Origin of the sequence: Pseudomonas sp. MF6776, assembly GCF_016613125.1 — a bacterium.
Taxonomy (GTDB): domain Bacteria; phylum Pseudomonadota; class Gammaproteobacteria; order Pseudomonadales; family Pseudomonadaceae; genus Aquipseudomonas; species Aquipseudomonas iridis.
In genome coordinates this window covers 77,776-97,748 of the sequence record NZ_JAENSQ010000021.1, presented here as the reverse complement: position 1 = coordinate 97,748, position 19,973 = coordinate 77,776, and the positions used below count along the sequence as shown (strand labels likewise).

16 protein-coding genes and 1 rRNA gene are annotated in these 19,973 nt (G+C 58.8%); 9 read left to right on the top strand and 8 right to left on the bottom strand.

The window, feature by feature from the left end:
• A 5S ribosomal RNA gene (gene rrf, locus JJD74_RS31530) occupies positions 1 to 75 on the top strand; the annotation flags it as partial.
• A gap of 220 nt (positions 76 to 295) precedes the next feature.
• Entirely contained in the window at positions 296 to 2,188 is a 1,893-nt protein-coding gene (gene mrdA / locus JJD74_RS21735) for a penicillin-binding protein 2 (RefSeq protein WP_200616778.1), read from the top strand.
• A gap of 12 nt (positions 2,189 to 2,200) precedes the next feature.
• On the opposite strand, the gene JJD74_RS31150 is transcribed toward mrdA, so the two are convergent.
• Genes JJD74_RS31150 through JJD74_RS21725 form a run of 3 tightly spaced genes read right to left on the bottom strand, consistent with a single transcriptional unit; the run spans position 2,201 to position 3,722 of the window.
• The gene (locus tag JJD74_RS31150) at positions 2,201 to 2,332 is read right to left on the bottom strand and encodes a hypothetical protein (protein WP_258558318.1); all 132 of its coding nucleotides are present in this window, start codon (positions 2,330 to 2,332) and stop codon (positions 2,201 to 2,203) included.
• Between the two features lie 8 nt (positions 2,333 to 2,340).
• On the bottom strand, positions 2,341 to 2,745 hold the full coding sequence (locus JJD74_RS21730) for a lysozyme inhibitor LprI family protein (protein ID WP_042560184.1): 405 nt from the start codon (positions 2,743 to 2,745) through the stop codon (positions 2,341 to 2,343).
• A 56-nt stretch (positions 2,746 to 2,801) separates the two neighbouring features.
• Positions 2,802 to 3,722 carry an ADP-ribosylglycohydrolase family protein gene (locus tag JJD74_RS21725; RefSeq protein WP_200616777.1) on the bottom strand — a complete coding sequence of 307 codons (921 nt, stop codon included), beginning with the start codon at positions 3,720 to 3,722 and terminating at the stop codon, positions 2,802 to 2,804.
• 197 nt (positions 3,723 to 3,919) lie between these two features.
• Here JJD74_RS21725 and JJD74_RS21720 point away from each other — a divergent pair, with 197 nt between their 5' ends.
• Positions 3,920 to 4,408: an SRPBCC family protein gene (locus JJD74_RS21720; RefSeq protein ID WP_042560182.1), complete on the top strand. Its 489-nt coding sequence runs from the start codon at positions 3,920 to 3,922 to the stop codon at positions 4,406 to 4,408.
• Between the two features lie 7 nt (positions 4,409 to 4,415).
• Positions 4,416 to 5,216, top strand: a complete 801-nt coding sequence (locus tag JJD74_RS21715; RefSeq protein ID WP_200616780.1) for an aminoglycoside phosphotransferase family protein — start codon at positions 4,416 to 4,418, stop codon at positions 5,214 to 5,216.
• Between the two features lie 289 nt (positions 5,217 to 5,505).
• Here JJD74_RS21715 and acnA read toward each other — a convergent pair whose 3' ends face one another.
• Complete coding sequence (gene acnA / locus JJD74_RS21710) at positions 5,506 to 8,247, bottom strand: aconitate hydratase AcnA (protein ID WP_200616776.1); 2,742 nt, start codon at positions 8,245 to 8,247, stop codon at positions 5,506 to 5,508.
• Between the two features lie 222 nt (positions 8,248 to 8,469).
• Between acnA and rlmM the strand changes: the two genes are divergently transcribed.
• Positions 8,470 to 9,543 (top strand): 23S rRNA (cytidine(2498)-2'-O)-methyltransferase RlmM, encoded by a 1,074-nt coding sequence (gene rlmM, locus JJD74_RS21705; RefSeq protein ID WP_042560180.1) that lies wholly within the window; start codon positions 8,470 to 8,472, stop codon positions 9,541 to 9,543.
• A 164-nt stretch (positions 9,544 to 9,707) separates the two neighbouring features.
• A complete protein-coding gene (gene tusA / locus JJD74_RS21700) occupies positions 9,708 to 9,959 on the top strand; it encodes a sulfurtransferase TusA (RefSeq protein WP_115147206.1) in 252 nt (83 codons plus the stop codon).
• A 136-nt stretch (positions 9,960 to 10,095) separates the two neighbouring features.
• Here the strand turns inward: tusA and JJD74_RS21695 are convergent, their stop codons facing one another.
• On the bottom strand, positions 10,096 to 11,505 hold the full coding sequence (locus JJD74_RS21695) for an MATE family efflux transporter (protein ID WP_200616775.1): 1,410 nt from the start codon (positions 11,503 to 11,505) through the stop codon (positions 10,096 to 10,098).
• Between the two features lie 215 nt (positions 11,506 to 11,720).
• On the opposite strand from JJD74_RS21695, the gene pdxB reads away from it, so the two are divergent.
• Positions 11,721 to 12,863, top strand: coding sequence for a 4-phosphoerythronate dehydrogenase PdxB (gene pdxB, locus JJD74_RS21690; protein ID WP_200616774.1), 1,143 nt, complete (start codon positions 11,721 to 11,723; stop codon positions 12,861 to 12,863).
• Positions 12,864 to 12,938: 75 nt separating this feature from the next.
• Here pdxB and JJD74_RS21685 read toward each other — a convergent pair whose 3' ends face one another.
• The gene (locus JJD74_RS21685; protein ID WP_042560177.1) at positions 12,939 to 13,118 is read right to left on the bottom strand and encodes a PA1571 family protein; all 180 of its coding nucleotides are present in this window, start codon (positions 13,116 to 13,118) and stop codon (positions 12,939 to 12,941) included.
• Positions 13,119 to 13,376: 258 nt separating this feature from the next.
• Between JJD74_RS21685 and JJD74_RS21680 the strand changes: the two genes are divergently transcribed.
• Entirely contained in the window at positions 13,377 to 15,155 is a 1,779-nt protein-coding gene (locus JJD74_RS21680) for an ABC transporter transmembrane domain-containing protein (RefSeq protein WP_200616773.1), read from the top strand.
• Positions 15,156 to 15,255: 100 nt separating this feature from the next.
• On the opposite strand, the gene JJD74_RS21675 is transcribed toward JJD74_RS21680, so the two are convergent.
• On the bottom strand, positions 15,256 to 17,184 hold the full coding sequence (locus JJD74_RS21675) for a transglycosylase SLT domain-containing protein (protein ID WP_200616772.1): 1,929 nt from the start codon (positions 17,182 to 17,184) through the stop codon (positions 15,256 to 15,258).
• Between the two features lie 214 nt (positions 17,185 to 17,398).
• Between JJD74_RS21675 and JJD74_RS21670 the strand changes: the two genes are divergently transcribed.
• The gene (locus JJD74_RS21670) at positions 17,399 to 19,315 is read left to right on the top strand and encodes an ATP-binding cassette domain-containing protein (RefSeq protein WP_115147209.1); all 1,917 of its coding nucleotides are present in this window, start codon (positions 17,399 to 17,401) and stop codon (positions 19,313 to 19,315) included.
• Between the two features lie 120 nt (positions 19,316 to 19,435).
• Here JJD74_RS21670 and JJD74_RS21665 read toward each other — a convergent pair whose 3' ends face one another.
• A complete protein-coding gene (locus JJD74_RS21665) occupies positions 19,436 to 19,873 on the bottom strand; it encodes a universal stress protein (RefSeq protein ID WP_042560173.1) in 438 nt (145 codons plus the stop codon).
• Between the last annotated feature and the right edge of the window lie 100 nt (positions 19,874 to 19,973).

Here is a 19,973-nt window from a genome sequence, read left to right as displayed (position 1 = left end):
GAACTCAGCAGTGAAACGATGCATCGCCGATGGTAGTGTGGGGTTTCCCCATGTGAGAGTAGGTCATCGTCAAGATTAAATTCCGAAACCCCAATTGCGAAAGCAGTTGGGGTTTTGTTTTGCCCGCGAAAAAGTTCTCGGGTGAGTCGAACCCTAGCTTTCACAAGCGTTGCCATTGGGAAAAACCTTCTTAAGTGGCCGAGCAGTTTTTGTTATGGTGCAACTCGCTTTTTTTCATGGACTGATTTTTCGCCAAAGGATAGGCACTCACTTATGCCAAAGAGTTGCTGTAGAAATGCCTGAACCCATCCCGATCAAGGATCACGAAAAAGAGACGCGTCTGGTCAACAAGCGGTTGATCGCCTGCGCCCTTTTTGTCTTCGCAGTCAGCTGCGCCCTGGTAGCGCGTCTGTACATCCTGCAAGTCGTGGAGTTCGACTACCACTCGACCATTTCCGAAAACAACCGTGTCCATGTCCTGCCGATCCCGCCAACACGCGGACTGATCTACGACCGAAACGGCGTGCTCCTGGCAGATAACCGTCCCAGCTACAATCTGACCATCACTCGCGAGCGCGCTATCGACGTCAATCAGGAGCTTGACGAGGTTATTGATCTCCTGCACCTCCCCGTCGAAGACCGTGCGGTGTTCGACAAAGCCATGAAACAGTCCCGTCATCCATTCACGCCGGTGACGCTGTTTTATGAACTGACCGAAGAGCAGATTGCCGTTTTGGCAGTCAACGAGTTCCGTCTGCCTGGGCTCGATGTCGAGCCACAGTTCGTTCGACATTACCCGCTCGGCATGCACTTCGCTCACTCCATAGGCTATGTCGGCCGGATTAACGAAAAAGAATCCAAAACCCTCGACTCGGTGGAATACCGTGGCACTCAGTCCGTCGGCAAGACTGGCATCGAACGTTTCTACGAAGCCCAGTTACACGGGCACGTCGGTTATGAGGAGGTTGAAACCAATGCCCAGGGCAGGGTGTTACGTGTGCTCAAACACACTGACCCTGTACCCGGCAAAAACATCGTCCTGAGCCTTGACGTGAAACTGCAAGAAGCCGCCGAAGCCGCCTTGGGTGGTCGTCGTGGTTCGGTCGTGGCGCTGGATCCGTCCACCGGGGAAGTGCTGGCCATGGTCAGCAACCCGAGTTTCGACCCCAACCTGTTCGTCACTGGTATCAGCTCCAAAGAGTATTCGGCGCTGCGTGATTCTATTGACCGGCCACTGTTCAACCGCGTGTTGCGCGGCTTGTACGCACCGGGCTCGACCATCAAGCCAGAAGTAGCGATCGCGGGGCTCGATGCAGGCGTTGTCACACCGCAGACCCGAGTCTTCGATCCGGGTTACTACCAACTTCCGGACTTCGATCACAAGTACCGTAACTGGAACCACAGCGGCGACGGCTGGGTGGACATGGACGCTGCGATCATGCGTTCCAATGACACCTACTTCTATGACCTGGCGCACAAGCTTGGCATTGATCGCCTGCACGACTACATGTCCATGTTCGGTCTCGGCGAAAAAGTCTCGCTGGACATGTTTGAAGAGTCTCCTGGTCTGATGCCATCCCAAGCCTGGAAACGCACTACACGTCGACAAGCATGGTTCCCGGGAGAAACGGTGATTCTCGGCATTGGTCAGGGTTATATGCAGGTCACGCCGCTACAACTGGCACAGGCCACTGCACTGATCGCCAACAAAGGCGTGTGGAACCGCCCACACCTGGCCAAGACTGTCGATGGTGTGGCGCCGGTCGATCAGAATCCGATGCCGAACATTCTGCTTAAGGATCCGCGCGATTGGGAGCAGGTCAACCACGGCATGCAGATGGTAATGCACGATGCCCGGGGCATTGCCCGTGCGGCGGCGGCGGGTGCGCAATATCGTATCGCTGGTAAAAGTGGTACGGCACAAGTGGTAGCGATCAAGCAGGGTGAGCGCTACAACCGCGCGAAGACGCTCGAGCGCCACCGCGATAATGCCTTGTTCGTCGGCTTCGCCCCAGCGGAGCACCCGAAGATCGCGATTTCGGTAATGATAGAAAACGGTGAGGCCGGTGGTCGTGTCGCCGGGCCGGTGGTACGGCAAATCATGGATGCCTGGTTACTTGATCAGGACGGACATCTCAAGCCGCAGTACGCGGCGCCGTCCAAAGCGCCGGATGATCCGCACGTGTAACCGGCAACAGCATCACAGCACATGCTCACGCAGGCTGGGGCTGTGCTGGAAGTTGTCGAGGTCTACGCCTGCATGCAAAGGACTAGTTGCCGCAACCGTACCGACGCTATCGCTGGCTTGCCAGCGATAGCGTCTTGTAGTCACTACAACAATCAGGCCCCTGGCACCGGGCAACTCATGTCACCTTCTTCACACTTCAAGTACTGCTTCAACGCTTCAACCCGCACCTTGGTCACAGCGGTCATGCAATTGCTATAAATCAGCGGATACACACTTCCGCCCGTCACGCCCGAAGACGAAAACTTGCACTCGGCATCACGAAAACCGATCCATGCGCGTTGCGCACTGACCAACAGCTTCTTGCCGTCAGGGTTGTCCTTCAAACGCCCGGTGATCTGCTGATACACAGCGTTCAATTCTTTGTCGGCAGCTTTGTAATCCTGCCCGGCGCACTGATTCATCGTCGCCTGATCACTGGCGTTGGCGCAGTCAACGGCGGCGTGGGTGAGGGTGGTGAATAGCAAAGGCGTCAGGGCCAGGAGCTGACGTGGGGACATGGAGATTCTCGCTGTGTCGAATGTAAGTGCAGAACAGTGTAGTGATTGCACAGGATCTATTCAGGTACTTGTTGTCTTGAGGCTTCCAGCAAGCGGTCCGCTGTAGCCGCAATCTCTTCACCGTCATGCAGCAGGTCCAGCCAATTGGCGGGAATGGCTCGAACGCCGTAGTGGGCGCCGGCCAGCTGGCCAACGATCGCTGCCGTGGTATCGGCGTCATCTCCCAGATTGGCGGCTTGCAGGATTGCCGCCGCAAAACTGTCGGTGTGCTGAAAACACCAAAGCGCTGCTTCCAGCGACTGGACGCAGTAGCCGCTACCGCAGATTTCGTCTATTGATTTCGTGAAATAGTTACCTCGAGCAATCTCCGCGACTTTCGGTTGGCTGAAGGTTGAGTCTGGCAAAAAGCGCAGTTCTGTTTTGGACGCTCCAAGCAGTGCTTTGTTGATCAGCTCTGCCAACAGTTGGCAGCTTTCGATTGCCTCGGGTGCTGCGTGGGTAGTTCGCGAACTTTCGCTGGAGAATTTTCTGACTTTCCGGTCGTCCGGGAAGTAAAACAGCACCACCGGTGCCAGTCGCATCAGAGAGCCGTTGCCAGCACTATTGGGCTCGGTCGACCCCGCAAAGGGCTCACCTGTTTGCTGGTATTGCGACAGCGCCTGACTGACGGTCATGCCGATATCAAAGCATTCGCCGGTCGAACTCAGGTAACCCCATTTCCACCAATTGAGATAGCGCCCCATTTGATCAGTGGCGTCGAAGCCGTTCTTGATCAACAGGCTTTCCGCCAGGCAGAGCGCCATCGAGGTGTCATCGGTCCACTGTCCAGGCTTGAGGTGGAAAGGACCGCCGCCGACCATGTCAGTCAATGGTTGGAATGAATGGCGTGGCTTGAACTCTACCGTGGTGCCGACCGCGTCGCCGCAAGCCAGACCTAGCAAGGCGCCACGATAACGTTCGGGGAGGGATGGCTGCATGATTCGTCCTTGTTCGGTTCAGCATCGATGGAAAAGGTATCAGCTTCACCCGCTGGGTTGTGGTGAAAATTGTTCGATTCACCAATGGAAAATGCAGCCGGATGTTTCCTGTCTTTTGCACAGCTGAACCGCTTTGATACAACTTCACCTTGGACATGTGGTCATACAAGCCTACTGTTCAGAACAGGAGGTGACGTATGAAACCAGTACCCAATAGTTTCGAACGCAAAATCACGCTCAAGGCGTCGCGTTCACATGTCTGGCGTGCATTGGTTGATGCCGAGGCGTTTGGCCAGTGGTTTGGTGTGGCGCTGGAGGGCAGGCGTTTTATTGCCGGAGAATGGACGCAAGGGCAGGTCACGTATCCGGGTTATGAACATGTGTTGTGGAACGTATTGATCGAACGGGTCGAGCCGCAGCAATTGTTCTCGTTCCGATGGCATCCGTATGCGGTCAATCCGAAGATCGACTATTCCCAGGAACCGACAACGCTGGTCAGGTTCGAGCTGGAAGACTTTGAGGGTGGCACGTTGCTCAAGGTGTCTGAGTCCGGTTTCGCGCACATTCCCGACATCCGCCAGAAAGAGGCCTATTACATGGACAGCCGTGGCTGGGAAGAACAGTTGAGCAGGCTTGAACAGTTTCTCGCGGAAAGCGCCCGGGCACGTGAGCGTGACGGTGGTTGAGAGCGCGATCTTCGACCCTTGGCTCAAACGCTGGTCACTGGTGCCGGACGGGGCACCGATCATCACCCCCGGCAGCCGTTTGTTGCCGGTGCGCCTGGGTGATGCGCCCGCCATGCTGAAATTGGTCGATGATACGGATGAGAAGTACGGCAACCTGCTGATGATTTGGTGGGATGGCGACGGTGCCGCACGGGTGTTGGCTCATCATGAGGATGGCTTGCTGATGGAGCGGGCCATCGGCAGGCGTTCGTTGATGCATATGGCGATGAACGGCGAGGACGACGAAGCCAGCCGCATTCTGTGCAAAGCGTTGGCACGTTTGCATACACCACGCGCGATACCGGCACCGCCGCTGTTGGAGTTGACGCCGTGGTTTGCTTCTCTGCGAGTGGCGGCCGCACAAGAGGGCGGGCTCTACGCCTTGAGTCTGCAAACCGCCGAAGCCTTGCTTGCCGACCCGCAGGAGGAGGTGGTACTGCACGGTGACATGCACCACGACAACGTTCTGGATTTCGGTGCGCGCGGCTGGCTGGCGATTGATCCGAAACGGGTTAGGGGAGAGCGCGGTTTCGACTACGCCAATCTGATCTGTAACCCGGATCTACCGAGCGCCGGCGACCCTGAGCGCCTCCAGCGGCAAGTTGAAGTGATCGCCGAGGCCGCAGGGCTTGATCGTCGCCGACTGCTGCAATGGGTGCTGGCGTTTGCCGGATTGTCCGCTGCCTGGTTTCTGGAGGATGGCCTGCAGAATAGGGCCTCTGGGCAGTTGAAAGTCGCGCAAATCGCGGCGGGCATGCTCAATGCCTGACCCTTCTAAGGGTTTTCGGAAGTGCTTCTATGGCGAATGTCTTACACGCGATGGTAGCTATTACGACTATTGTCGATTGGATCCACCACGTAATCTACGTCCATCAACTGAAGCACAGGGAGTACTTCAGGATCAAGGATGATCGACCATTGCAAGGATCGCTGCCGACAGGGAGTCGATAATGGTCTTGGGAAAAACCCGCTTCGGCGGGTTTTTTTTCGCCCCAAGAAAAGTACGGAACCCTGTAGGAGCTGCCGAGCTCACGGCAGTTCCTACAGGGGGCACGTGTTTATGAAGCGATTAGCTGCCGCAGCACATAATGCAGAATCCCCCCTGACTTGAAGTACTCCACTTCATTCAGGGTGTCGATGCGGCACAGCACTTCGATTTTCTCCTGTCGCCCGTCTTCACGAGTGATCACCAGAGGCAGGTTCATGCGTGGTGTCAGGGATACGCCGGTCAGGCCTTGAATCTCGAAGGTTTCCTTGCCGGTCAGGTTCAGACTCTTGCGGTTCTGATCGAGTTTGAATTGCAGCGGCAAGACGCCCATGCCCACCAGGTTGGAACGGTGTATGCGCTCGAAGCTCTCGGTGATCACGGCTTTGACGCCCAGCAAATTGGTTCCTTTGGCCGCCCAGTCGCGGCTGGAGCCGGTGCCGTATTCTTGCCCGGCAATCACCACCAGCGGTGTTCCGGACGCCTGATAGCGCATGGCGGCATCGTAGATCGGCAGTTTCTCACCGGACGGAATGTAGATCGTGTTGCCACCTTCTTCGCCGCTGAGCATCTCATTGCGTATACGAATGTTGGCGAAGGTACCGCGCATCATCACTTCGTGGTTGCCGCGACGTGAACCGTAAGAGTTGAAGTCCCGCGGCTCGACGCCTTTTTCGCGCAGATAACGCCCGGCCGGGCTGTCAGCCTTGATGTTGCCGGCAGGGGAAATGTGGTCGGTGGTCACCGAGTCGCCGAGCAGCGCCAACATCCGCGCCCCCTTCACATCCTTGATCTCTGGCAACGGGCCGGAAATGTCGTCGAAGAACGGTGGATGCTGGATGTAAGTCGAATCGTCCTGCCACACATAGGTGGCGGCCTGTGGCACCTCGATGGCTTGCCACTGTTCGTCACCGGCAAACACTTCGGCGTATTCCTTGTGGAACATGGCAGTGCTGACCTGACTCACCGCGTCGGCGACTTCCCGGCTGCTTGGCCAGATGTCACGCAGGTAAACCGGATTGCCCTGTTGGTCGTTGCCCAGCGGTTCGCTACTGATGTCGGTACGAACCGTGCCAGCCAAGGCATAAGCTACCACCAGCGGTGGCGAGGCCAGCCAGTTGGTTTTCACCAGTGGGTGCACGCGGCCTTCAAAGTTGCGGTTGCCGGACAGCACCGAAGCGACGGCGAGGTCAGCTTTCTGGATGGCTTTTTCGATCGGTTCCGGCAATGGCCCGGAGTTACCGATGCAGGTGGTGCAGCCATAGCCGACCAGCGAAAAACCAAGCTGGTCGAGGTATTGCGTCAGCCCCGCCGCCTTGTAGTAGTCAGTGACCACTTTCGAACCTGGCGCCAGCGAACTCTTTACCCACGGTTTGCGCGTCAGGCCTTTCTCCACGGCTTTTTTCGCCAAGAGCCCTGCAGCCATCATCACACTCGGGTTGGAAGTGTTGGTACACGACGTGATCGCAGCGATGACCACCGCGCCGTTTTTCAGGCGATAGGTGTGGCCGTCGTGTTCATACTCCGTTTCGCCGACCAGATCGGCATTGCCCACCGCGACGCCGCCACCGCCCTCGCTTTCCAGGCGTCCTTCTTCCTTGCTCGTCGGTTTGAATTGCAGGTCAAGGAAGTCACTGAAGGCTTGTGCGACATTTGGCAGCGAGACGCGGTCTTGCGGGCGTTTCGGCCCTGCCAGGCTGGCCTCGACGCTGCCCATGTCCAGCGCCAGACTGTCGGTGAACACCGGCTCCTGACCGGGCAGACGCCACAACCCCTGGGCCTTGGTATACGCCTCCACCAGTTTCACCACTTCCGTTGGCCGTCCGGACAGACGCAGGTACTCCAGCGTTACGTCATCGACCGGGAAGAAGCCGCATGTCGCACCGTATTCCGGGGCCATGTTGGCGATGGTCGCACGGTCAGCCAGCGGCAGGTCGGCGAGGCCATCACCATAAAACTCGACAAATTTGCCGACCACGCCTTTCTTGCGCAGCATCTGCGTAACGGTCAGCACCAGGTCGGTGGCGGTGATGCCTTCCTTTAGTTTGCCGGTGAGTTTGAAGCCAACCACTTCCGGAATCAGCATCGACACCGGTTGCCCGAGCATCGCCGCTTCCGCTTCGATCCCGCCGACACCCCAGCCGAGCACGCCGAGGCCGTTGATCATGGTGGTGTGGGAGTCGGTGCCAACCAGCGTGTCGGGAAAGGCGTAGGTGCGGCCGTCTTCATCCTTGGTCCACACGGTGCGGCCGAGGTATTCGAGGTTGACCTGGTGGCAGATCCCGGTGCCCGGCGGCACTACGCTGAAGTTGTCAAAGGCACTTTGCCCCCAGCGCAGGAAGGCATAGCGTTCGCCGTTGCGCTGCATTTCGATGTCGACGTTCTGCTCAAATGCGCTGGGCGTGGCGAACTTGTCGACCATCACCGAGTGGTCGATCACCAGATCCACCGGGGATAGCGGATTGATTCGCTGCGGATCGCCGCCGGCCTTGGCCATGGCCGCGCGCATCGCCGCGAGGTCGACCACGGCGGGGACGCCGGTAAAATCCTGCATCAATACGCGGGCAGGGCGGTACTGGATTTCCCGGTCGGAGCGACGCTCCTTGAGCCACGCAGCAATTGCCTTGAGGTCGGCGCCGGTGACAGTTTTTTCATCTTCCCAGCGCAGCAGGTTTTCCAGCAGGACTTTCAGCGACATTGGCAGTTTGTCGATATTACCCAAGCTTTTGGCAGCATCCGGCAAACTGAAATAGTGGTAGGTTTTGTCGTCGATTTTTAGTGTTTTAAGGGTCTTCAGGCTATCTAGGGACGGCATTGCAATCACTCCTTTGAATCCGCACTGCTACGGATTGAGGGGACGGGCAGAGCTATCAACGTAGCCCTGTTTTCATTAGCTGGCTAATAACTGGACTCTATGAAGAGAACCAAGGTTCCGACATCGGCTATCATGCGCCGGTTTTCGTGACAGGCTTTGCTTCAACGCAAGGCCTGAGCATCGCGCAGGGGCCGAATGTTCGCCCGCTGCTCAGGAGTAAGAATGAACACCCTATTCATGCATTGCCGGCCAGGTTTCGAAGGCGAAGTCTGCTCGGAGATTTCCGACCTTGCTGCCCAGTTGAACGTGTCCGGTTACGCCAAGGCGAAAACCGCCACTGCGTACGCGGAGTTTGTCTGCACCGAAGAAGACGGCGCCGAGCGTCTGATGCGCGGTCAGCGTTTCGCCGAGCTGATCTTTCCGCGCCAATGGGCGCGCGGCGTTTTCATTGATCTGCCGGAAACCGACCGCATCAGCGTGATCCTCGCGCACATGGCCGAATTCCCGGTGTGCGGCAGTCTGTGGCTGGAGGTCGTCGATACCAACGATGGCAAAGAGCTGTCGAACTTCTGCAAGAAATTCGAAGGCCCGCTGCGCAAGGCGCTGACGGGTGCCGGCAAACTGGTTGAAGACGCAAACAAGCCGCGTCTGTTGCTGACATTCAAAAGCGGCCGTGAAGTATTTCTGGGTATGGCTGATGCCGGTAACTCGGCGATGTGGCCAATGGGCATTCCCCGCCTGAAGTTTCCGCGTGAGGCTCCAAGCCGTTCGACGTTGAAGCTGGAAGAAGCCTGGCACCATTTCATCCCGCGTGATCAGTGGGAAGATCGTTTGCACAGTGACATGACCGGCGTTGACCTTGGTGCAGCGCCCGGTGGCTGGACCTGGCAACTGGTCAACCGCGGCATGCTGGTGACCGCTATCGACAACGGCCCGATGGCCGAAAGCCTGATGGAGACCGGCCTGGTGCAACACTTGATGGCGGACGGTTTCACCTTCAAGCCCAAGCAGCCGGTGGACTGGATGGTCTGTGACATCGTCGAGAAACCGGCGCGTAACGCGGCGATGCTCGAAGAGTGGATCGGCGAAGGGCATTGCCGCGAGGCGGTGGTCAACTTGAAACTGCCGATGAAGCAGCGTTATGCCGAAGTGAAGCGTTTGCTTGAGCGCATTGCCGATGGTTTCAAGGCGCGCGGTATCAAGGTCGATATCGGCTGCAAGCAGCTGTATCACGACCGCGAGGAAGTGACCTGCCATCTGCGCCGGCATGACGTGAAGAAAACCAAATCCCGCTAAATGCAAACGCCCCCCGTGCAGGAGCTGCCGCAGGCTGCGATCTTTTGATCTTTCAAAAAGCAAAGATCGCAGCCTTCGGCAGTTCACAGGGGATTAGTGCGAAGCCACAGGTGACCGAGCACCCGGCAATGCGCGACAATGCCGGCCAGTTTCAGGAGTTAATCATGAGTGAAATGATCGATACCCCGGTCGACGGCACCCTCGACGCTACCGGCCTCAATTGCCCGGAGCCGGTAATGATGTTGCACCAGCACATCCGTGATCTGGTACCCGGTGGCCTGCTCAAGGTGATCGCTACGGATCCCTCGACCCGCCGCGACATTCCCAAGTTTTGCGTGTTTCTCGACCATGAACTGGTCGGCCAGCACGAAGACGCCGGGACTTATCTGTACTGGATCCGCAAAAAACAAGCCTGAGCCTCAGGCCAACGCTAAACCAAATGTGGGAGCCAGCCTGCTGGCGATGTGGTAGTCAATTCAACGTCTATGTTGACTGACTCTCCATCATCGCCAGCAGGCTGGCTCCCACATTTTTTGTCTCGCGTAAAAGGACTCAGCCCAGCGAGCGACTGATCCGAATGCGCTTGCGCGCGCTGCGAGTCAAGCGGATCGACAGCATCAGCGCGGCGCAGCTCAGGCCGACGATAAGACCCTGCCACAACCCGCTCGGGCCACGCGGCTCGCCGAGCCAGTCGGTCAGGCCGAGGGCGTAACCCACTGGCAGGCCGATGCCCCAATAGGCGAACAGCGTCAGGATCATCGTTACTCGCGTGTCCTGATAACCGCGCAGCGCGCCGGCAGCGGTGACCTGGATCGCGTCGGAGAACTGGAACAGCGCCGAATACACAATCAGCATCGCCGCGATATGAATCACTGTCGGGTCAGCCGTGTAAATCGCCGCAATCGGCTCACGCAGCAACAACATCATACTCGCCGAGAGACACGCATAGGCCAGTGCAGTCCCCATGCCGACGCCGGCGGCGAAACGCGCCTCGCGTGGTTCCTCACGGCCCAGGGCCTGACCGACGCGCACGGTCACGGCCATGCCCAGCGAATAAGGAATCATGAACACCAGTGAGCTGACGTTCAGCGCAATCTGGTGCCCGGCGACCACGGTAGCGCCGAGGCTGCCGATCAACAGCGCGATCACCGCGAAGATGCTCGACTCGGCAAACACCGCGATGCCGATTGGCAAACCGATGGCCAGCAGACGCTTGATCACCGCCCACTGCGGCCAATCGAAACGGCTGAACAATTCACTCGAACGATACGCCGGGGCCCAGCGCTCATAACCGGCCAGACCCAGCGCCATCACCCACATCACGATCGCCGTGGCCCAGCCGCAACCGACGCCGCCCATGGCCGGCACGCCAAAGTGGCCATAGATGAAGATGTAGTTGAGGGGAATATTCAGCGCCAGCCCGCATAAACCCAGCACCATCGCCGGACGAGTACGACCGAGGCCGTCACTGAAGCAGCGCAGCACATGATAGAACGCCACCGCCGGCAAACCGCTGGCTATGCCATGCAAGTACTGCATGCACGGGCCGATCAGCTCGGGATCGACATTCATCAAATGCAGAATCGGCTCTGCGGCAACCAGCATCGCGGTAGCGATCAAGCCCACTACCAGCGCCAGCCACAATGCCTGGCGCACGATCGGACCGATCTCGCTATGGGTTCCGGCGCCGTAACGCTGGGCGACTTTGGGAGTGGTGGCCAGCAGGGTGCCGGTCATCAACAGAAATACCGGCACCCAGATCGAGTTGCCCAGTGCTACCGCCGCCAGATCCTTTGGACCGACGCGCCCGGCCATCACCGCATCGACAAAGCCCATGGCCGTGGTTGCCAGTTGCGCGATGATGATCGGCACCGCCAGGGCAAGCAGAGTCTTGAACTCCAGGCGAATCCGCGCGGGGCGGGAGAGGGAGAGGGCGACAGGTTGGTCAGTTACAGGATTCACAGGCAAAGCGTCCACAGATGTTGATGCGCAAGGCGGCGCATTCTACGCCGCTGACGTGTTGGTCAGGAAAAATCCTGTGTTGCGGATTTGTAATCACTCATGGCTTTGCGCCGTCCTCGCCACAGGGGGCATGTCGTTGTCGTGATTGGAATCAAACCCCGCTGGCCCAACCGCGTATCTGCACCTAAACTGCCGATCCGCCCAAGGAGCCCGCCATGCTGATTGTTGCTGACGAAAATATCCCGCTGCTCGATGCCTTTTTTGCCGGTTTTGGCGAGATCCGCCGAGTGCCCGGCCGTTCCATTGACCGTGCGACGGTCGAGCAGGCCGACGTGTTATTGGTGCGTTCGGTGACCAACGTCAACCGCGCGCTGCTCGTGGGCAGCAAGGTTCGCTTCGTTGGCACCTGCACCATCGGCACTGATCACCTGGATCTCGAATATTTCAACGAGGCGGGCATCACCTGGTCGAGCGCGCCCGGCTGCAATGCCCGAGGCGTGGTCGACTATGTGCTCGGCAGCCTGATGACGCTTGCCGAAATCGAGGGCGTTGATCTGACTCAGCGTACTTACGGAGTCGTCGGCGCCGGTGAAGTCGGTGGGCGCCTGATCAACGTCTTGAAGGGCCTGGGCTGGAACGTGAAAGTCTGTGATCCGCCACGTCAGGCTGCCGAGGGGGGGGATTACGTCAGCCTGGAGCAGATCATCGGACAGTGCGACGTGATCAGCCTGCACACACCGCTGACCCGCAGCGGTAACAGTGCGACTTGGCACCTGTTCGATCAACAACGTTTGCAGCAACTCAAACCTGGCGCGTGGTTGATCAACGCAGCGCGTGGGCCGGTCGTGGATAACGCTGCGCTACGCGAAGTGCTACTGGAGCGCGAAGACCTGCAAGCGGTGCTCGATGTCTGGGAGGCCGAACCCGAGGTCGATGTGGCTCTTGCCGAACTCTGTGTGCTGGCCACGCCGCACATTGCCGGTTACAGCCTCGACGGCAAGCAGCGCGGCACGGCGCAGATTTATCAAGCGTACTGCGAGTTCATTGATCAGCCTGCGAGCATCCAGCTCAATGACCTGCTGCCGGCGCCGTGGTTGTCGCAAGTAACCTTGCATGCCGACAGTGATCCGGCCTGGGCGTTGGCGATGTTGTGCCGTGGCGTGTACGACCCACGCCGGGATGACGCGGATTTTCGCCGCAGTCTTGTAGGCAATGTCGCCGAGCAACGTGCGGCGTTCGATGTTTTGCGCAAGCAGTATCCGGTTCGGCGCGAGATTGAAGGGTTGAAAGTACGGATCGAGGGGCATTCGCCAACGTTGCGCCAGATCGTGACAGCGCTCGGAGCAGTAGCTCTCTAGCCCATTCCCCCGTAGGGCGGAAGCAGGCATAAAAAACCCGGCCAGATGGGCCGGGTCAGGAAGACGGTGGCTATATCACTCTTGTTCGGCAGGCTTGACCAATCGCTTCTCCAGTTCGCGGCAAGCGTCCTGGATCATGTCTTCAGTGATCGGTACTTCGCGGCCTTTTTCATCAATAATCGAGCAACCCAGAGTCTGGCCGGGTTTGGTACGGATCACTTGAATCTTGTCTTCGCTGCTTTGTTGCAAGGACATGGCCTGTCTCCTCATCAGGTTGTGCGCCTAGGTTAAAACCCCCACGTGACCGGGCTGTGACAGCTCCCTGCGATCCGTCGGCGGCGGCATCTCTACTCAAACAGAAATGACCGCTCGCCTCAATCGGGACTTTAGACCAATAGCAACTATGGCCTAGTCTTTGGGGGCATATTTAAACTGACTCATTGTGATTTACAGAGTTCCACCCCATTTGAGTGTGTAGGCTGGCCCTATCCATAAGCACACGTGTGAACCCGAATGATCTCGATGCTTTCCTCGCGGCACCGGCGCGCCTTGCGCCTGACCAGTCATTTCCTCGTGCCTTATCGCTGGCAGGCCTTCGGTGCGCTGCTCGCATTGATCGTCACCGCCGGCATCACCTTATCCATGGGGCAGGGCATCAAGTTGTTGGTTGATCAGGGTTTCATGACCCAATCGGCGGATTTGCTCAACCAATCCATTGGACTGTTCATGCTGTTGGTCCTGGGCCTCGCGGTCGGCACCTTCGCCCGGTTTTATCTGGTCTCCTGGATCGGCGAACGTGTCGTCGCCGACATCCGTCGACAGGTGTTCAACCACCTGGTGTACCTGCATCCCGGTTTTTACGAAGACAATCGCAGCTCGGAAATCCAGTCACGCCTGACAGCAGATACGACATTGCTGCAATCGGTGATCGGCTCGTCGCTTTCGCTGTTTCTACGCAATCTGTTGATGGTGATCGGCGGCATCGTTCTGCTGTTCATCACCAATCCCAAACTCACCAGCATCGTGGTGATCGCGCTACCGCTGGTGATTGCACCGATCCTGATTTTTGGTCGACGTGTGCGCAATCTGTCGCGACAGAGCCAGGACCGGATCGCCGACATTGGCAGCTATGTGTCCGAAACCCTCGGCCAGATCAAAACCGTGCAGGCGTACAACCATCAAATACAGGACGAGCAACGTTTTGCCTCAACGGTCGAGCAGGCTTTCGAGACCGCACGCAAACGGATCTTCCAGCGTGCCTGGCTGATTACATTGGTGATCGTGCTGGTGCTTGGCGCTGTCGCGGTGATGTTGTGGGTCGGTGGTATGGACGTGATCGCCGGGCGGATTTCTGCCGGTGAACTGGCGGCGTTTGTGTTCTACAGCCTGATCGTCGGCAGCGCGTTTGGTACGTTGAGTGAGGTGATCGGCGAGCTTCAGCGCGCTGCGGGTGCCGCCGAGCGGATTGCTGAATTGCTGCGTTCGGAAAATATCATCCAGCCACCGGAGACTGGATTGGTGACATTGCCCGCGCGCGTGCGCGGTGAGCTGGAATTGCAGGATGTGTGCTTTGCCTACCCCTCGCGTCCAGAAAGCTTCGCAGTCGATGGCTTGAATCTCACGGTCAGGGCCGGCGAAACCCTGGCGCTGGTAGGACCATCCGGCGCGGGTAAATCCACGGTGTATGACTTGCTGCTGCGCTTTTACGATCCTCGTGAGGGCCGGATTCTACTGGACGGCGTGCCGCTGACCAGCCTCGACCCGCTGGATCTGCGCCGTTGTTTTGCCCTGGTTTCACAAACGCCAGCACTGTTTTTCGGCAGCGTGGAGGAGAATATCCGCTATGGCTGCCCAACGGCCACGCTTGAGCAGGTCAAGGAAGCGGCGAGAATCGCCCACGCCCACGACTTCATCGAGCAAATGCCTGACGGCTACCAGACACATTTGGGCGACGGCGGGCTTGGACTTTCCGGCGGCCAACGCCAGCGTCTGGCCATCGCTCGGGCGTTGCTGGTCGACGCGCCGATTCTGTTGCTGGACGAAGCCACCAGCGCCCTTGATGCGCAAAGCGAACACCTGATCCAGCAAGCCTTGCCGAACCTGATGCAAAACCGCACCACGCTGGTCATTGCCCATCGCTTGGCCACCGTAAAAAATGCCGACCGGATCGCGGTGATGGATCAAGGCAAACTGGTCGCGGTGGGTACACATCAGGAATTGATTGCGAGCAATCCGTTGTATGCGCGGTTGGCGGCGTTGCAGTTCAACGATGGACAGGCGGCCGTCGTGTAGACGCTGCCCCAGGTTGTGACCTTTTGATCTTTGCACGTTACAAAAAATGCCCGTATCTCGCGATACGGGCATTTTTTATTACTCGGCGTTAGCCTGCTGATCACTGATCATCGAAATAGCGTTCATGCCAATCCACCAGCGGCTGCGGTGAGTTGAGCTTCTGGCCGTAGATCACCGAATAGGACAGCACGTTCTGTACGTACTGGCGCGTTTCGTCGAACGGGATGCTTTCCACCCACACGTCGAAGCTCAGGTGATCGGCGCCGCGCAGCCATTGACGCACGCGTCCGGGGCCGGCGTTATAGGCGGCGGAGGCGAGGACACGGTTGCCATTGAACTGGCTGTGCACCTGGCTCAGGTAAGCGGCACCGAGCTGGATGTTCTTGTCCGGGTTCAGCACTTGCTGCGGCGAGGCCAGGGGGATGTTGAACTTGCGTGAAGTTTCCTTGGCGGTGCCGGGCATCAATTGCATCAGGCCGCTGGCGCCAACGCCGGAGCGGGCGTCGTCCATGAACGCACTTTCCTGACGGGTGATGGCGAACACCCAGCTCGAATGCAGACCACGAACCTTGGCCTCACGCACCAGGGTATCGCGGTGGGCCATCGGGAAACGGATGTCCAGATCGTCCCAGTATTGCGCCTGACTGATGGTGCGGATCGCCGGGAAATACCACTTCAGGTCGTAGGCCAGTTTGGCCTGGGCAACCATTTCGTCGCGGTTGAAGTGACGGCTGACGTGGTACCACTCGCGGCGTCCGTCGACGATCTGCCCGCGTGCATGGAACTCAAGTGCGCGGCGCACGCCGGGCGTGTTGCGTACCTTGTTGATCAGTGCCTGGCTAAGCACCAGCGGTTTATTGTTCAGCGAGTAAGGAGATTGCGAACGGTCAGCGGCGAGGAAACCGTAGAAATCACGCTCGCGCGAAAGATTTTTGTACAGGGGCTGCGCTTCCGGGTTCTGCGGTTGCGCCAGCTCAAGACTGCGCGCCTGCCAGTAACGCCAGCGGTTGGTGGTAGCCAGATCCTGCGGCAGACGGCGGGTCAATTGATAAGCATCGTCCCAGCGCGCCAGACGAAGAAGCAGGCGCAGGCGCCATTCGGAGACGGTGTTGTCACGCAGTTCCGGGTCGTATTTGGTCATCACGTCCAGTGCGCGGCTGTCGAAGCGGCGGGCCAGCGTCAGGCCGATTTCCCTGGCGATCGCGACTTTCTCATCACGGGAGAAATGCATGCTGCTGGCGTATCCGTCGAGCAGCGCCATGGCTTTGTCCGGATCCTGACGGGCGAGGCGGCGCAGGCCGAGGCTGACAACATCGGACATCGGCTCATCGGCCGGAGTAAAACGCGACGGCTGGTTGAGCAGTTCGGGTTTCTGCGCCACATCCACCAACAGGCGACCACGGGGGGCGAGGGTGGTCAGGCCGTTGATCAGGCTGTTGGCCAGCGGATAGTTGCGCGCCTGGGCGGCAAGCTTGGTGCGCTCCCAGCGCTTCTGTTCGGTCAGTTGACCCTCGGCGGCCCACATGCCGAACAGTGCATCGCACGCGGCGGGTTGCGACTTGCCGGTCAGCCAGAGCTTTTCGGTGGCGGCGTAACCTTCGGTCTTTTTGTTGTGGCTGATCTGGTACTGCGCGTTCAGGCAGTCCAGTTCGGTGAAATTGAGCTTGGGATCGTAATACTTGACGAAGGTCGCCCAGTCACCGCGATCGGCCAGCCAGCGCAACCAGCGCAGCTTCATCCAGTTGGCCTGGGGCAGGTCACCGTGCTCGGCGAGGAATTTCTCTATTTCCGCATTGCTGGCGCTTTTCAGGCGTGCGGTCAGCTCGTCGTAAGCAAGATACGGCTCGAGGGGGTAATCGGCCAGCGCCTGGCTATAGCGCATATATGGGCCGGTATCGCCCTTGGCCAACGCGCGTTTGGCTTCATCGTAATACTGACGCTGGGTGGACAGGTCCACCGCCTGGGCGGATTGAACGGCAGCGGCGGAGAGTAGCAAACAGGACAAAACACTGAAGAGGCGACTGCGCATGAGACATCCGGGCAGAGAAATCATGACAAGTGCCGACATCAATCAGCACTGAATTATCTGTAGCTTAGCCTTTTGCCGGCGAGCGGCGAAAGCTTTGCGGGCCTTGCAGCACAAGTTCGCAACAAATGTTGTGCAGAGTGCTTCGACAGACAAATTGCCGGCCTGCTGAAGCCTCAAGTCAGGTAGAATGCGCCCCCGGTTTTTGGAGAAGCTCATGACCCTGCTCAAATTCAGCGATGTGTCCCTTGCGTTCGGCGCTATGCCGTTGTTGGACAAGGTGTCCTGGCAGATCGCCCGTGGTGAGCGGGTGTGCATCATCGGCCGCAACGGCACTGGCAAGTCCAGCATGATGAAACTGGTCAAGGGCGACCAGAAGCCTGATGACGGCTCGGTGTGGCGTGCCCCCGGTCTGAAAATCGGCGAACTGCCGCAAGAATTGCCTGTGGCCGACGAGCGGACAGTATTCGACGTGGTGGCTGAAGGCCTCGACGGCGTTGGCGCGTTGCTCGCTGAATACCATCACTTGAGCCAGAACATCGTTACCGATGCCGATCTGGACAAGCTCATGCACGTTCAGCACGACCTCGAAGCCCGTGATGGCTGGCGCTTGCAGACCCTGGTCGACAGCACCCTCAGTCGCCTGCAACTGCCGGCCGACAAGACCCTCGCCGAGTTGTCCGGTGGCTGGCGTCGTCGCGTGCTGCTGGCGCAGGCGCTGGTGTCCGAGCCGGATCTGCTGCTGCTCGACGAGCCAACCAACCACCTGGACATCGGTGCGATTGCCTGGCTTGAAGAAGCGCTGAAAGATTTCCAGGGCGCCGTGTTGTTCATCACGCACGACCGTTCCTTCTTGCAAAACCTCGCCACGCGCATCCTGGAACTGGATCGCGGCGGCCTGATCGACTGGAACGGCGACTACGCCAGCTTCCTCGTGCACAAAGAAGCCGAGCTCGCTGCCGAAGCCACTGCCAACGCGCTGTTCGACAAGCGTCTGGCCCAGGAAGAAGTGTGGATCCGTCAGGGCATCAAGGCCCGTCGTACCCGTAACGAAGGTCGCGTGCGCGCCCTGAAAGCCCTGCGCGTTGAGCGCAGCGAGCGTCGTGAGCGTACCGGCAAGGCCAACATTCAGCTGGACACCGCCGACAAGTCCGGCAAGCAGGTGATGGTGCTCGAGAACGTGAGCTTTGCTCATCCGGGCGGCCCGTTCCTGATCAAGGATTTCTCGATGGTTCTGCAGCGCGGCGACCGTATCGGTCTGCTTGGCGCCAACGGTACCGGCAAGACCACCCTGTTGAAGCTGATGCTCAACGGCTTGCAGCCAACCAGCGGTAAAGTGGAAGAGGGTACGCGGATCGACGTGGCGTACTTCGACCAGTTGCGCCATCAGCTGGATCTGGAAAAAACCGTAATCGACAACGTCGCCGAAGGTCGTGACTTTATCGATATCGACGGTCAGAGCCGTCACGTACTGAGCTACCTCGGTGACTTCCTGTTCAGCCCGCAGCGTGCTCGCACGCCGGTCAAGGCGCTGTCGGGTGGTGAGCGTGCGCGTCTGTTGCTGGCCAAGCTGTTCAGCAAGCCAGCGAACCTGCTGGTACTCGACGAACCGACCAACGACCTGGACGTGGAAACCCTCGAGCTGCTTGAAGAAGTGCTGCTGACGTTCAACGGCACTGTGCTGATGGTCAGCCACGACCGGGCATTCCTCGACAACGTGGTCACCAGCACCCTGGTCTTCGAAGGTGAAGGCAAGGTGCGGGAATACGTCGGCGGTTATCAGGACTGGATCCGTCAGGGCGGCTCGCCGCGTCTGTTAGGCGTGACCGAGAGCAAATCGGGCAAAGCTGACCTGAACTCGGCAGTGGTTACTGCTGAGCCGGCCGCTGCTGCGCCAGTTGCTGCTCCGGCTGCCAAGAAAAAGCTGAGCTACAAGCTGCAGCGCGAGCTGGAAGCGTTGCCGGGCGATATTGATGCCAAGGAGCAGCAGATCGCTGCCGTTGAGGCTGAAATGGCCGACAGCGGTTTCTATCAGCGTCCTGCGGCAGAGACTGCCAAGGTCATTGCCTCGCTTGAGCAATTGCAGGCGGAACTGGAAGCGTTGGTAGAGCGTTGGGCCGAGCTGGATGCCTGATTGCTTCAGCCATTAAAAAGCCCGGCCTCATTCGCGTGAGGCCGGGCTTTTTGCAGGGGCTGCCGATGGCTGTGATCTTTTGATCTGCAAGACCGCAGCCTTCGGCCGCTCCTGCAGGATTTAGCGTTTGACCAGATGCACCGCCAGCACATCGCAAGGCGCGCCGTGCAGCACATCATTGGCTGTCGAGCCCAGCAATAGCGCCAGACCATGACGGCCATGGCTGCCGACCACGATCAGATCGCATTGCTGTTCCTTGGCGAAGTGATGGATTTCCTGACGCGGCTGGCCGTAGGTCAAGTGGCAATTGGCGCCTTCAAGCTCGGTGTACTTGAGCTTAAGGCGCTCAAGGCGTTCCTTGGCCTGATCGAACTGCTGCTGTTGCAGTTGTGACAGGTCCATCGGTACGTCTCCGCCAAAAGCCATGGCCATCGGTTCGACGATATGCACCAGCGACAGCTTGGCGCCGTTGCTCACCGACAGCTCGCGGGCGCGGTGGATGACGGGGTCGCACTCTTCAGTCAGATCTACGGCGACCAGGATGTGGTGGTAGGGCATGAGGCGCTCCTCGTGAGGGTTCAATATTGGTAAGTATGGCTGGTTTCAAGCGCATTGGTTCCGAAGTGAAGCAATGGGCTCATCAGAAAACGGGAGTACA